This window comes from Flavobacterium sp. PS2 (genome assembly GCF_046250155.1).
Lineage (GTDB): Bacteria > Bacteroidota > Bacteroidia > Flavobacteriales > Flavobacteriaceae > Flavobacterium.
The window spans coordinates 1959834-1972742 of sequence record NZ_CP176426.1 but is presented as its reverse complement, the minus strand read 5'-3'; the positions used below and the strand labels follow the sequence as shown (position 1 = coordinate 1972742).

At 31.8% G+C, this 12909-nt stretch carries 12 protein-coding genes; 8 read left to right on the top strand and 4 right to left on the bottom strand.

Annotation, left to right across the window (positions count from 1 at the left end):
- Positions 1 to 6: 6 nt before the first annotated feature.
- From ACJ6WR_RS08390 to truB, 5 genes are all read left to right on the top strand, one after another.
- The gene (locus ACJ6WR_RS08390; protein ID WP_323491362.1) at positions 7 to 603 is read left to right on the top strand and encodes a molybdopterin-dependent oxidoreductase; all 597 of its coding nucleotides are present in this window, start codon (positions 7 to 9) and stop codon (positions 601 to 603) included.
- Positions 604 to 1017: 414 nt separating this feature from the next.
- Positions 1018 to 1893 carry a cell division protein FtsX gene (locus ACJ6WR_RS08385; protein WP_039115415.1) on the top strand — a complete coding sequence of 292 codons (876 nt, stop codon included), beginning with the start codon at positions 1018 to 1020 and terminating at the stop codon, positions 1891 to 1893.
- A 54-nt stretch (positions 1894 to 1947) separates the two neighbouring features.
- Positions 1948 to 2196 carry a DUF3098 domain-containing protein gene (locus ACJ6WR_RS08380; RefSeq protein WP_035617389.1) on the top strand — a complete coding sequence of 83 codons (249 nt, stop codon included), beginning with the start codon at positions 1948 to 1950 and terminating at the stop codon, positions 2194 to 2196.
- A gap of 99 nt (positions 2197 to 2295) precedes the next feature.
- Complete coding sequence (locus ACJ6WR_RS08375; RefSeq protein WP_086895883.1) at positions 2296 to 3093, top strand: undecaprenyl-diphosphate phosphatase; 798 nt, start codon at positions 2296 to 2298, stop codon at positions 3091 to 3093.
- The gene (gene truB, locus ACJ6WR_RS08370; protein ID WP_039115412.1) at positions 3093 to 3797 is read left to right on the top strand and encodes a tRNA pseudouridine(55) synthase TruB; all 705 of its coding nucleotides are present in this window, start codon (positions 3093 to 3095) and stop codon (positions 3795 to 3797) included. The genes ACJ6WR_RS08375 and truB overlap by 1 nt, the downstream gene beginning before the upstream one ends.
- 484 nt (positions 3798 to 4281) lie before the next feature.
- Here truB and ACJ6WR_RS08365 read toward each other — a convergent pair whose 3' ends face one another.
- A complete protein-coding gene (locus ACJ6WR_RS08365; RefSeq protein WP_409417562.1) occupies positions 4282 to 4890 on the bottom strand; it encodes a thioredoxin family protein in 609 nt (202 codons plus the stop codon).
- A gap of 195 nt (positions 4891 to 5085) precedes the next feature.
- On the opposite strand from ACJ6WR_RS08365, the gene pyrH reads away from it, so the two are divergent.
- The 3 genes from pyrH to ACJ6WR_RS08350 all read left to right on the top strand — a co-directional run bounded on the left by pyrH (position 5086) and on the right by ACJ6WR_RS08350 (position 9039).
- Positions 5086 to 5793 (top strand): UMP kinase, encoded by a 708-nt coding sequence (gene pyrH, locus ACJ6WR_RS08360; protein ID WP_086896117.1) that lies wholly within the window; start codon positions 5086 to 5088, stop codon positions 5791 to 5793.
- 75 nt (positions 5794 to 5868) lie between these two features.
- Positions 5869 to 6432, top strand: a complete 564-nt coding sequence (frr, locus tag ACJ6WR_RS08355) for a ribosome recycling factor (RefSeq protein WP_039117895.1) — start codon at positions 5869 to 5871, stop codon at positions 6430 to 6432.
- A gap of 105 nt (positions 6433 to 6537) precedes the next feature.
- Entirely contained in the window at positions 6538 to 9039 is a 2502-nt protein-coding gene (locus tag ACJ6WR_RS08350; protein ID WP_409417561.1) for a DUF5686 family protein, read from the top strand.
- 43 nt (positions 9040 to 9082) lie between these two features.
- Here the strand turns inward: ACJ6WR_RS08350 and ACJ6WR_RS08345 are convergent, their stop codons facing one another.
- The 3 genes from ACJ6WR_RS08345 to ACJ6WR_RS08335 form a co-directional block, all read right to left on the bottom strand.
- Positions 9083 to 11353: a cation:proton antiporter gene (locus ACJ6WR_RS08345; protein ID WP_039115868.1), complete on the bottom strand. Its 2271-nt coding sequence runs from the start codon at positions 11351 to 11353 to the stop codon at positions 9083 to 9085.
- A 112-nt stretch (positions 11354 to 11465) separates the two neighbouring features.
- Positions 11466 to 12185, bottom strand: coding sequence for a LytR/AlgR family response regulator transcription factor (locus ACJ6WR_RS08340; protein ID WP_409417560.1), 720 nt, complete (start codon positions 12183 to 12185; stop codon positions 11466 to 11468).
- Complete coding sequence (locus ACJ6WR_RS08335) at positions 12151 to 12909, bottom strand: sensor histidine kinase (RefSeq protein WP_409417559.1); 759 nt, start codon at positions 12907 to 12909, stop codon at positions 12151 to 12153. The genes ACJ6WR_RS08340 and ACJ6WR_RS08335 overlap by 35 nt, the downstream gene beginning before the upstream one ends.

The window sequence follows — 12909 nt, the reverse complement described above, 5'->3', positions numbered from 1 at the left end:
TTTTATATGAAAACTCAAAATTATATTCTTATTCTATTAATAGCATTTTCATGCACGATGTGTAATTCTTCTAAAAAGGAAAAAGAAGATGCTGTTGCAACTGAAAAAGTTTCAAAAGTGGATAACGATAAACATCCAGTTCTTACGCCAGAAGATAGTTTAAAACTGGTAAATCATCAAATTGAAGTAAAAGGTGAAGTAGAGTTTCTGTTGCAATTAACTGTAGATTCATTGCGTAAAATGAAAGTGGTAACCATAAATGATTTTAAAGTAGTTTGCCAGAGCGGAGAAGTTAAAAAAGATGATAAAACTTGCAAAGGAGTTTTACTAAAAGACATTTTAGAGAAAGCTAAAATTAAACAAAGCGGACATAAAGACCGTAATTTTTATATCGTAGCAAGAGCTTCTGATGGGTATATGGCAACATTTTCGTGGGCAGAAATTTTTAATAATCCAACAGGAGAAAATGCCTATGTTCTTTTTGAAGAAAATGGTAAACCGGTAAAAAACGGAGAAATGATTACGATTTGTAAAAATGACATAAAAACAGGTCCGCGCCATGTTTCCTGGCTTAAAAGTATAGAAGTTTATAAAGTTAAGTAAAGGTTCTGAGTTACTAAGGTTTTTCTAAGCTACTAAGGTTCTAAGTGGCTAAGGTTTTGAAGATCTAACCGCAAAGTGCACAAAGGGGTACGCAAAGTTCGCAAAGCTTTGTGTACTTTGCGTTTTTATAAAACTATATATTTAAAACCTTTGCGCACTTTGCGGTTAAATCAACTTTTAAGGTTCTAAGTGACTAAGATTTTCAATAAGTAAGCTTACGAAAGACTAAGTTGTTGATTCAGCTTTGCGCACTTTACGTTTTTATAAAGTCGCGCATTAAAAAAACTTGGCGTACTTTGCGGTTAAATAAACTTTTTATTCAATGTCTAAATGTATAATTATAGTATAAAAGTTCGTTATTAGCTGTAAATAATGAAATTCTTTATTATTTTTACCACATAATTTAAGCAAACTATGAGTTCTAACTTTGATAAATTTCAAAAACGCAGGTTAATTTCCTCTTATTTTTCGGTTGTATTAAGTGTATTTCTGGTTTTATTCCTTTTGGGAGTACTAGGATTGTTCATTATTAATTCTAAAAAATTAGCAGATGATTTTAAAGAAAAAATCGCAATGACGGTTTTCTTCAAAAACGAAGCTAATGATAGTATAATAAAGGCATTTAATACCGAATTGAAAAGAGCTCCTTTTGCAAGATCGTTTGTTTATGTTACTAAAGAAGCTGCTGCTAAACAACATACCGATATTATTGGTGAAGATTTCCTAACGTTTTTAGGAGAGAATCCATTATTGAATTCTTACGATATTCACTTAAAAGCAGATTATGTTGTTAGAGATAGTATTACTAAAATAGAAACTAACTTACGTAAAAACACTATGGTTTCGGATATTGTTTATGACAAACAATTGGTAAATCTGGTTAATGATAATATCAAAAAAGTAAGTATGTGGATTTTAATTATAAGCGGATTTTTAACTGTAATTGCAGTATTGCTTATTAATAGTTCATTACGTTTATCAATACATTCTAATCGATTTATTATTAAAACAATGCAAATGGTTGGTGCTACAAAATCGTTTATTCGTAAACCATTTGTAATGCGAAGCATTAAATTAGGATTAATTGGTGCTGGTTTGGCAATTGTTGCTTTAATCGGACTTTTAATATATGTAGATACAAACTATCCAGGACTGGGAATATTAGATGATAAAGCTCTTATTGGGTTAGTATTATTGGCTGTTTTAGGAATCGGAGTTTTAATTACTTGGTTAAGTACACACTTTGCTACACAACGTTTCTTGAATTTAAGAACCGACGATCTTTATTAAAAAGTGTATAGTCGCAGTATTCAGTAAACATTATAACAGAATTTAATTTTAGAAATGAAAAATAAAGAAGAACAAAAAAAACAGGAATTCCTTTTTGATAAAGTAAATTATAAAATTTTATTGGTTGGGATTGGTGTAATTGCATTAGGATTTATCTTAATGGCAGGCGGAGGAAGTGATGATCCAAATGTTTTTAATGAAGCTATTTTTAATTTCAGACGTATTCGTTTGGCTCCAACTACCGTTTTGATAGGCTTTGGAATCACAATTTATGCTATTCTTAAAAACCCTAAAACAGACTAATTAGGATCCTTAGACATTTTAGATCTTTAGATTATTAGATTAATCTTTTCTGAAAAATCTAAACAGTCTAATATTCTAAACAATCTAACAATCTAATAAATGAATACTTTACAAGCTGTTGTTTTAGCCATTATTGAAGGAATTACAGAATTTTTACCTGTTTCTTCAACTGGCCACATGATTATTGCCTCATCATTTTTTGGGATTGCCCATGATGATTTTACAAAACTTTTTACGATTGTAATTCAGCTAGGCGCGATTCTTTCGGTTGTAGTTTTGTATTTCAAACGTTTCTTTCAAACGCTAGATTTTTACTTTAAATTATTAGTTGCTTTTATACCAGCAGTTGTTTTAGGATTACTATTAAGTGATTTTATAGATGGTCTATTAGAAAATCCAGTTACAGTTGCAATTTCACTTTTACTAGGAGGAATTATTTTATTAAAAGTAGATGAATGGTTTAGTACACCAAAAGGAGCCGAAACATCACAAGAAATCACCTATTTGCAAGCTTTTAAAATAGGGATGTTCCAGTGTTTGGCAATGATTCCTGGAGTTTCTAGAAGTGGAGCAAGTATAGTAGGAGGAATGTCGCAAAAATTGACAAGAACTACGGCCGCAGAGTTTTCATTCTTTTTGGCAGTTCCTACCATGTTGGGAGCAACGGTTAAAAAGTGTTATGATTATTATAAAGCAGGATTCGAATTATCGCATGATCAGGTTAATTTATTGATTATTGGTAATATTGTAGCCTTTATAGTAGCACTTTTGGCTATTAAAACCTTCATAGGATTTTTGACTAAAAACGGATTCAAAGTATTTGGATATTACCGAATTATTGCAGGAATTGTATTGTTGCTGATTCATTTCTTTATTCATCCGCTTACAATTATATAATGAATACTCCCGAAGATTTTTTAAACGGACAAATTTTACTAATAGACAAACCTTTACATTGGAGTTCTTTTCAGGCAGTAAATAAGTTAAAATATGCACTGATAAACAAAGCTGGATTACCAAAGAAATTTAAAATTGGTCATGCAGGTACATTAGATCCTTTGGCAACAGGGCTATTACTTATTTGTACAGGCAAGTTTACCAAAAGAATTACCGAGTTGCAAGGTCAAGCCAAAGAATATACAGGTACTTTTTTTATTGGAGCTACCACGCCTTCGTATGATTTAGAAACCGAAATCGACCAAACTTTCCCAACGGAACATATCGATGAGGTCTTGATTCATGAAACGGTAAAACAGTTTTTGGGCGAAATAGATCAAAAACCACCTATTTATTCGGCTATAAAAAAAGATGGAGTTCGTTTGTATGAGCATGCTCGTGCAGGAGAAACTATCGAAATTGCAAGCCGAAAAACTACAATTCACGAATTTGAAATTACTAGAATCGCACTTCCAGAAATCGATTTTAGAGTAGTTTGCAGCAAAGGAACTTATATTCGTTCATTAGCCTTTGATTTTGGAAAAGCAATGAATTCGGGGTCTCATTTAACTGCTTTGCGAAGAACCAAAATTGGTGACTACGATGTGAAAAATGCCATCGACGTTACTTTATTTGAAGCTTCTTTAGGGTTGAATAAAGAATAAATTATTTCGGAGTAAACCTGTCTTCATTATTTTCTCGGTTTTCCTTTAAAACTTAATATTTGAGTTTATTAAAACGTATTGAATGAAAGAGCTCAATCTTTCTGTCAAATTGATAAATAATAAAAAAGCACATTATAAATAAGATATTATAATGTGCTTTTTTTTAAGTATCGCTATTCCATAAATTGTGTTTTTTGAGGTTAATAATGAGATATGTTTTTCCCTCCAAACAAGAATCGCGAAAAAAAATCGTAGAACTTTTCAAATAACTTTTTCATAATAGTGCATTTTTTAATTGTTAGACAATAAATAGACACCAATAAAAAGAGCAAATAAAAAAGTAAATAATAGAATTGGGACTATAACAGCAAGTTACAAAAAATAAATTAAAAATAAATATTTTTTTTGATGTATAATCCTTGTTTTCAGTGTTTTAGTTTGTGTTTTGTAAATATTTAAGATTTGTGGTAAAAAATACAATTAGTTATCCTTCCTGTTTTTCCATGATTTCCATGATTTCATCCTGTGTAGAAACTCCTTTATCATGAAGGTACCATAATTGTAAATTGGCCTTGATAGTTTCATCAAAAGCCCCAAATTCTTTTTTATAGTTGTTTACCAAGTCAATTGCTCCTTTTGGGCGAGGTCCCCAATCGGCAAGAACTTCAAGTTTTTCTTTATCGATTATAATTAATTTCGGAATTGCTTTTCCTCCATTTGTCAAGAACAAATTCATTAACTCAGGATTTTCATCACGAAGTACAATTTTCAGATCGATTTTGTTTTCAGATTCTGCGGCCATTTTATAAATAATAGGCAATAGTTGTGCAGCATCTCCACACCAACCTTCAGAAATAACAAGCCAAATGTAATTTTTGCGAATGTTTTCTAGCTTAGAAATTGTTGTTTCGGTAATTTTTATTGTTTTTTCCAGCCGATTCATTCGAGTTTCGTTTAAGCTGCTATAATTTGTTAAATCTTCAGATTGTTCTAGTCCTGTCGATTTTCCTTCGGCTAATAAATCAGAAACAAGTTTTCGGTATTCGATATATGAATAGCTATTGGACAGGGCGTTGGAAATACATTTTTGCATAAATTTTATTTTTTTATGAAATACAAATTTACAGCTTTAATATAAACCGATGCTGATTTTTGTCATGTTGTGTCCTAAATACATTATTAAAATGGACGTTTTATGCAAAAAAGAGAAGATAAATTAATTTTTTTAAAACACTATTTTTAAAAATCAGAATATGTCTATATTTGCACAAACCAACGCAACATAGAAATGAAATACAAAAGAATTCTTCTTAAATTAAGTGGAGAAGCTTTAATGGGAGATTTACAATACGGAATCGACCCAAAAAGATTGGACGAATATGCCGAAGAAATTAAGCAAATTCATGCAAAGGGAGTAGAAATTGCCATTGTAATTGGAGGAGGAAACATTTTTAGAGGAGTTTCTGGGGTAAGTTCAGGAATGGATAGAGTACAAGGTGATTATATGGGAATGCTTGCTACTGTAATTAACGGAATGGCATTACAAGGCGCTTTGGAAAATAAAGGAATGTTAACGCGTTTGCAAACGGCTCTAAAAATAGAATCAATTGCTGAACCTTATATTAAAAGAAGAGCAGTACGCCACCTTGAGAAAAACAGAATTGTGATTTTTGGTGCAGGTACAGGAAATCCTTACTTTACAACAGATACAGCAGCAGTTTTAAGAGGTATAGAAATTAATGCTGATGTTATCTTAAAAGGAACTCGTGTAGACGGTGTTTACGACTCAGATCCAGAGAAAAATGCATCAGCTGTAAAATTTGATTTTATCTCTTTTGAAGATGTACTTAAAAAAGGATTAAATGTAATGGATACTACTGCTTTTACATTAAGCCAGGAAAATAAATTACCAATTGTAGTTTTTGATATGAACAAAATCGGAAATTTATTGAAAATTTGCGAAGGTGAAAATATTGGAACTGTAGTAAATATATAGTATTCAGTTACGGTTTACAGTCGCAATTGTCGACTTGAACTGAAAACTGAGATTGAAAACTGAAAACTTAAAAATATGACTGAAGAAATCGAATTTATCTTAGATAGCACTAAAGAATCAATGGCAAATTCTATTGCACATTTAGAAAAAGAATTTCTAAATATTCGTGCAGGAAAAGCATCTCCAGCAATGCTAGGAAGTGTTTTTGTAGATTATTATGGTTCAGCAACACCACTTTCGCAAGTGGCTAAAATTAGTGTTCCAGATGCAAGAACAATTACTTTGCAACCATTTGAAAAAAATATGTTGCAAACAATTGAAAAAGCAATCATGGTAGCCAACATTGGTTTTAATCCTATGAATAATGGAGATGTGATTATCATAAGTGTTCCGCCATTAACAGAAGAGCGTCGTAGAGATTTGGCAAAACAAGCAAAATCTGAAGCAGAAGATGCTAAGATTGGTGTGAGAAACGTTCGTAAGGATGCCAACACAGATATTAAAAAACTAGAAAAAGAAGGAACTTCAGAAGATGTTTGTAAAAGCGCAGAAGAAGAAGTACAAAACCTGACTAACAAATATATTAAACTTATTGATGAGTTATTAGCTAATAAAGAGGCTGAAATCATGAAGGTTTAATCTTTTTATAACGATTAAAAAATCCGTCTTGTTAATTTTATACGAGACGGATTTTTTTATTCTTACTTTTGTGTATCCTAGCCAATTTATAATATTGTTTTCTGTATGAAGTTATTGTGTTTCTTGACATTGTTTTTCACGCTTTCTATACAAGCGCAATTCCAGATAAACGGAATTGTAACGGAAAACGCTACCAATAAACCACTTCCTTTTGCAACAATCGTTACAGATGATGGTATGAACACCATTACTGATGTCGATGGAAAATTTACACTCCTATCAATTTCTAGTATCGAATATTTTTCGGTTTCTTATATAGGTTATACATCAATTACAATTTATACTTCGCCTAATAAGAAGTTTTATAAAATAAGCCTGGCCGAATCGACAGATGCTTTAAAAGAAGTTGTTATCTCAAACGAGAATCCCGCTCTTGAAATCATCAGAAAAACAATTGCGAGTAAAGACAAAAATAACCCACAAAAAAAATTAACGAGTTTTGAGTATAAAACCTATAACAAATTAATTGTAACGGCAAATCCCGATTCTATAAACTCAAGATTAGATTCTATTTTTGTGCAAGAAGCTATAGGTCGAAGATTTATTAAGGTAGATTCTGCTAATTTTAAATTCAAAGAGATTTCTAACAAACAGCATTTGTTTCAAACCGAAAAAGTATCTCAATATCAATTTGGTAATAAGAAGCTAAAAGAAACCATTCTAGGAACAAAAATGGCAGGTTTCAAGCAGCCTATTTATGAAATTATTGCATTTAATCTACAATCGATTTCTATATACGATTCTAATTACGAACTTTTCGAAACGAAGTATAATAGCCCGATCGCCAAAGATGCCTTAAAAGACTACAGCTATAAGTTGCTGGATACGGTTATGATAAAAGGAAGGCAAACCTATATGGTTTACTTTAAAAACCGAATGAAGAAGTCTGAATTAGGCTTGGAAGGAGTTCTTTATATTGATCAGGATAGTTATGCTATTGCAAAAGCGGTAATGCGCATAAAAGGTGTACTCGATATTAGCGGAATACATGAGTTTGATTATATTCCAGAGGAGAAAATTTGGTTTCCAAAGAATACAACATTCAAAATCGTTAAAGGGAAAAATGACGATGATATTAAGATTCTCGGAGGAACAATTCAGTTTGACGGAGATGCAGAACAAGAAGAAGATATTCATAGAAAAAAAGGAGCTTCGGATTATACATATCTAATGTCCGAAAGCAACAATTTTGATGTTCATTATAATAGACCAATAGAAATAAAAAATCCATCTATCTATATTGAGATTACAGATGATGCTATAAAAAAACCAGAGAGTTTTTGGAATAAATATCGAAAAGATAGTTTAGATATTCGTTCCCAGAAAACGTACATGCTATTAGATAGTATTTCGTTAAAGAAAAGAGTCGAAAGCAAAATTAGGTTTGGACGAAAAATTATTAATGGCTACTTGCCGTTAAGTGTTGTCGATTTAGACTTAAGAAAACTATTTAGTTATAATAATTACGAAGGATTCCGATTTGGTTTAGGAGGAGTTACCAATGAGCAGTTTTCTAAAAAATATAAGATTGGTGGTTACACAGGTTACGGGACAAAAGACGGTAACTTTAAATATAACCTGGATTTATCTACAAGAGTCGAAAGATTTTCGAATACATGGGTAGGAGCATCATACACCAACGATGTAAGGGAGATTGCAAGTACCATTTTTGCAGTAGATAAAAGAGTATTTAAACTCTATGATCCAAGACCCATAAACATTAGTACTTTTTATAATTATGTGAGTTGGGCTAGTTATGTGGGTACTCGAATTGTACCAAAGACAGAAAGTATTTTTGAGCTTTCGCGATCTTTTATCGAACCCAAATTTGACTATGCTTACAATTTAAACGGAAGATTGTATACTAACTATGTTATGACGACGGCAATGTTATCATTGGCTTGGAATCCGTTTAGTGATTATATGCAAACCCCAAACGGGCGAATTGAAACTGAAAAAAGATTTCCGAAGTTTACCATACAATACACTCAATCATTGCCTAAAGTGATGGAAAATGATTTTAATTTCTCTAAAATAGATTTTAAAACCGAATACGAGAAAAAATATCTGAATGGGCAAAAAACAAGTTTGCTCTTGCAAGCAGGATATGCAATGGGCGATGTACCAATTACACACTTATACAATACCTCTCCGAATAATATTACCAAAGAAACAATGATTCAGAGAATAACGTTTGCAGGTAGAAACAGTTTTGAAACGATGTTTTTTAATGAATTTTTCTCAAGCGAATATGCTATTTTTCAGGTGAAGCATGGTTTTAACCGATTTAAAATCATTAAGAAAGTAAGGCCATCATTAGTATTGGTTTCGCGTATGGCGTGGGGAAATATGAAAAATCCAGAACAACATGTGGGGATTGACTACAAGACGTTAAATAAAGGTTTCTTTGAATCGGGTATAGAAATTAATCAGATATTTAATGGTTTGGGATTAAGCGGATTCTATCGCTACGGACCAAATCAGTTACCTAGATTTGAAGATAATATCGCCGTTAAATTGAGTTTTGTGCTTAATTTAGGTATATAAATAAAAAAAATCCCATTCTTTACGAATGGGATTTTTAAAACTATTAAGGTTTAAGAATTAAAACCGATGGCGTATTATTAAGCCATGTGCTTTGAGATTCGATTAGTTTTTTCCAGCTGTCTAAACTAATAATCATTAAATCTTGATTCTCTAAAAACTCTTTTTTAATAGTTCTATCAGACATTAGCATGATATGATTTGGGGCAATTTGTTCAATAGATCGAATAGATTCCTGCATATCCCGGGTGCTTTTTAATTCTCCGCTCGCATCCAGAATCGTAATTTGGGAACCATTATTGTTAATTAATTTTTTAGCATATTCGATAAGGAATGCATCTTCTTTGCTAAAAATAGGCATGAAAACCTGATTTATTTCTTCTAATTCTTTGTCGATAAAAATTCCGACTGGCATTTTGCTTTTAGCGATAACGTGTCTTGTTCTTTCATCAAAAGGAGAATTTTCAAACAATCCTTCCTTTCCTGTGAATTTATCAATTAAACGGTCTGGATTTACGATTCTGGTTGTGAAACCAAGGATTTTACCTAGCAACGTTCCGTCGAAAATAGATTGTCCTAAACTAACCAATAATAAATCGTATTCGCCTTGGTTTGCCGTTTCAGTTATATCTGCATCAATATCATTAGATACTTTAAAAAGACTAATCATGTTTTGGTTTAAAACCTCAGATTCTGAAATAACTGGTAAGAGCATTTCTCTTTCATAATCTTTTACTTCAAACGAGTGCAACTCAGAGCTCAACGATAAATGCATTGCTGTTACAATAGTATTATCAGGTTGTTTTTTAGTCAGGCTATTTGCAATTCGTAATAATGTTTTTCCTTTTTCGGGAGTATCAAATGAAAATAAAATTTTGTATTTGCTTTTGTTTCCTATTTCTTCTGGAATAGTCGTCTTTTTATCTTTAAAGATAAAATTGATAAAGTCTAAAGCTGGTCCAGTCATAAATGTAGTAACCAATGCCATAATTACCATCATGGTAAAAATTTCGGTAGATAAAACGCCTAAATCATATCCTATGTTTAGCACTACCAGCTCCATTAAACCACGAGTATTCATTAAGGCACCGATGGCTAAACTATCTTTCCAGTTTTGTCCCACAAATTTAGCTGCAAGAGCACTTCCGAAGAATTTCCCGACTACAGCTACAGCAATAATTACTCCTGTAACCTTCCATAAATAAGGATCATTTAATAATCCTATTTGTGTACGTAATCCTGTAAAAACGAAGAATAAAGGAAGTAAAAGTATAACCGATACATCTTCTACTTTTTCGATGAAAATATTACGGAATTTGTTGTTTTCGGGCATAATCGCTCCTGCTAAAAATGCACCAAATAAAGCGTGAATTCCTATTAGCTCTGAAGCGTAAGAAGAAAATAAAAGCGTTAAAAAGAAAATGGCAACTACTGGTTTGTTTAAACTTTCACGAGTTGAATTTAAATCGCCTACACGTTTTAAAAACGGTCGAACTATTTTTAGCATCACAATTACATACAAAATAGCTAATCCTATTACATATAATGAACTAGTAAATGAGCCTGCTTTTACAATAGCAATTACTACGGCAAGAATACACCAGGCAGTAATATCATCGGCAGCAGCACAAGTTATGGCAATGGTACCAAGTTTAGTTTTTTGCAAGCCTCGTTCCTGAACAATTCGAGCTAAAACGGGAAATGCCGTAATACTCATGGCAATACCCATAAAGAGACCGAAAGAAGAAAATTCAACTCCTACAGGAGCAAAAGTATGATAAATGAAATATGCCAATGTTAGTCCTAATGCAAATGGAATTACAATACTTGCATGACTAATTACAACAGATTCATGTGCTTTGTTTTTAAGTACTTTTAAGTCCAGTTCCATACCAATTACGAACATGAAAAGTATTAAACCAATCTGACTTAAAAATTGTAGGTTCCCTAAGGATTCTTTTGGGAATAAAGTGGCTGAAAATTCAGGAAAATACATTCCGATAAGGGATGGTCCTAAAACAATACCAGCAACCATTTCTCCAATTACTGATGGTTGACCAATTTTTCTAAAAACCCACCCAAAGAAACGCGCTACCAAAATAATTGTAATAATCTGGGCAAGTAAAATAGCAAGCGGATGTTGTAGATTTTCGATCATTGCTGAAATGAAGTCATTCCAATGGCTACTTTCTGTTTTTTTTACAACGATATCTCTTCCTATTTCTAATGCTTTTCCTTTTGAGATTACCAAATAGATTAAAGTCGAAAATCCGCCAATAATTATTAGATAAAATAATGAGTTTTTGATGTTTTTCATATCACGTCATTTTGATTTATTGTGCAAATATGAGAAGTGACTTTTAAGGAAAAAAGAAAATCTAGAGCTAATTCCTATTAGATGTAATAAGACGGAAAAACTTTGTAATAACTTATATTTTTACTTTAAGTAAAAAGTCAGATCGGTACGTTTCGCTTAAAGAAAGAGTAATATTCTCCCCGTTTTTTCTCTGATGAAGCAGTACAATTTCGTTGTGATTAAAGAATTGTATGGCGTTCATAGCTATGATTTCCTTTTTATTAACCCGACAAAAATGGGCATCAGGTAATTGCTTTAAAAGGGTATCAAAATTAATGTTTTTTAACGTAAGCAAACTACCATCTGTAAGTAGTACTGTTTTGTCCCGACTATCTGTTGTGGCTGTTTTTATGTATTGAATTTGGTTAAAATACAACAAGGTTTTGCCTTTGTCGGTATTTAAGTGCATGAATTTTTTTGTAGCCTCAGGTTTACTGAATTGTTCAAGCGCTTTGGAAATTGCTTTTTGCAAACGTTCTATTTTTACAGGCTTTGTAATATAATCTACAGCATCAATATTAAAAGCTTCGGCTGCATAATCTTTGTAAGCGGTACAAAAAATAATTAATTTATTCTCTAATAAACTGGCAAGACTCAATCCGTCAATTCCTGGCATTTCGATATCCGAGATTAATAAATCGAAATCGAGATTAGGAATTTCGGCTAGTAATTTTTCGGGATTATTAAAAGTTTTTACAATCTCTAATGCTGGAATTTGCTCACAAAGCATCTTTAGATAAGTTAAACCAGGTAACTCATCATCCAGTAGTAAGCATTTGAGTTTTGTATTCAAGTAGATTAATTTTTAAATGAGCAATGTAAATATCGTTCTCTACAAATTTATCAAGTTTGAATTGATTTTTGTAGATAATTTTTAATCGTTGTTCCAATGTAGTGTTCCCGATACCGCTTCGTTCTTTTTTTAATACTTTTTTATCTGATATTTTATTAGAAACGGTCAGAGAGAAATGGTTATCCTTAAATTCGAATATTACTGAGATAAAGGCATCGGCATTTTGTATATCAGCGTGTTTAAATGCGTTTTCGATTAAATCGATAGAAATTAAAGGTGCGAGTAAAGGTTGGTCGTATAATTTTTCGTCTTCGCCAATAATAGTTTTTACTTTTAATTCGAAAAGTGGACTGATCTTTATTTTATTGATTTCGATAAGATTCAGTGCAAACTCGATTTCTTCTTTTGGTGTTACTAGCTTTTTTTTGCTTTCGTAAAGGATATAATCTAACACATTTGCTAGTTTATCCAGAGCAAAATATGTTTGATACGCGTGTGATTGAATTGAATTAAGAATGTTCTTGAAAAGATGTGGATTCAGTTTAGATTCCAGTGTTTCCAATTGCAAATCATTTACTTTCATCTCAAGTAAATAAAAATTCTTTTCGGCTATCTCTTTTGCTTTTCTGGATTGAACTAACTGATAAACGATATAACCAATTAAAACTACTAGCAAAAGAATTATTGCTAGTAGAGAATTAGTTATAGTGTTGCTTGTTTGCAT

Coding starts and splice junctions, on each gene's coding strand:
- ACJ6WR_RS08390 (WP_323491362.1), top strand. CDS start 7: ATGAAAACTCAAAATTATATTCTTATTCTATTAATAGCATTTTCATGC.
- ACJ6WR_RS08385 (WP_039115415.1), top strand. CDS start 1,018: ATGAGTTCTAACTTTGATAAATTTCAAAAACGCAGGTTAATTTCCTCT.
- ACJ6WR_RS08380 (WP_035617389.1), top strand. CDS start 1,948: ATGAAAAATAAAGAAGAACAAAAAAAACAGGAATTCCTTTTTGATAAA.
- ACJ6WR_RS08375 (WP_086895883.1), top strand. CDS start 2,296: ATGAATACTTTACAAGCTGTTGTTTTAGCCATTATTGAAGGAATTACA.
- truB (WP_039115412.1), top strand. CDS start 3,093: ATGAATACTCCCGAAGATTTTTTAAACGGACAAATTTTACTAATAGAC.
- ACJ6WR_RS08365 (WP_409417562.1), bottom strand. CDS start 4,890: ATGCAAAAATGTATTTCCAACGCCCTGTCCAATAGCTATTCATATATC.
- pyrH (WP_086896117.1), top strand. CDS start 5,086: ATGAAATACAAAAGAATTCTTCTTAAATTAAGTGGAGAAGCTTTAATG.
- frr (WP_039117895.1), top strand. CDS start 5,869: ATGACTGAAGAAATCGAATTTATCTTAGATAGCACTAAAGAATCAATG.
- ACJ6WR_RS08350 (WP_409417561.1), top strand. CDS start 6,538: ATGAAGTTATTGTGTTTCTTGACATTGTTTTTCACGCTTTCTATACAA.
- ACJ6WR_RS08345 (WP_039115868.1), bottom strand. CDS start 11,353: ATGAAAAACATCAAAAACTCATTATTTTATCTAATAATTATTGGCGGA.
- ACJ6WR_RS08335 (WP_409417559.1), bottom strand. CDS start 12,909: ATGCAAACAAGCAACACTATAACTAATTCTCTACTAGCAATAATTCTT.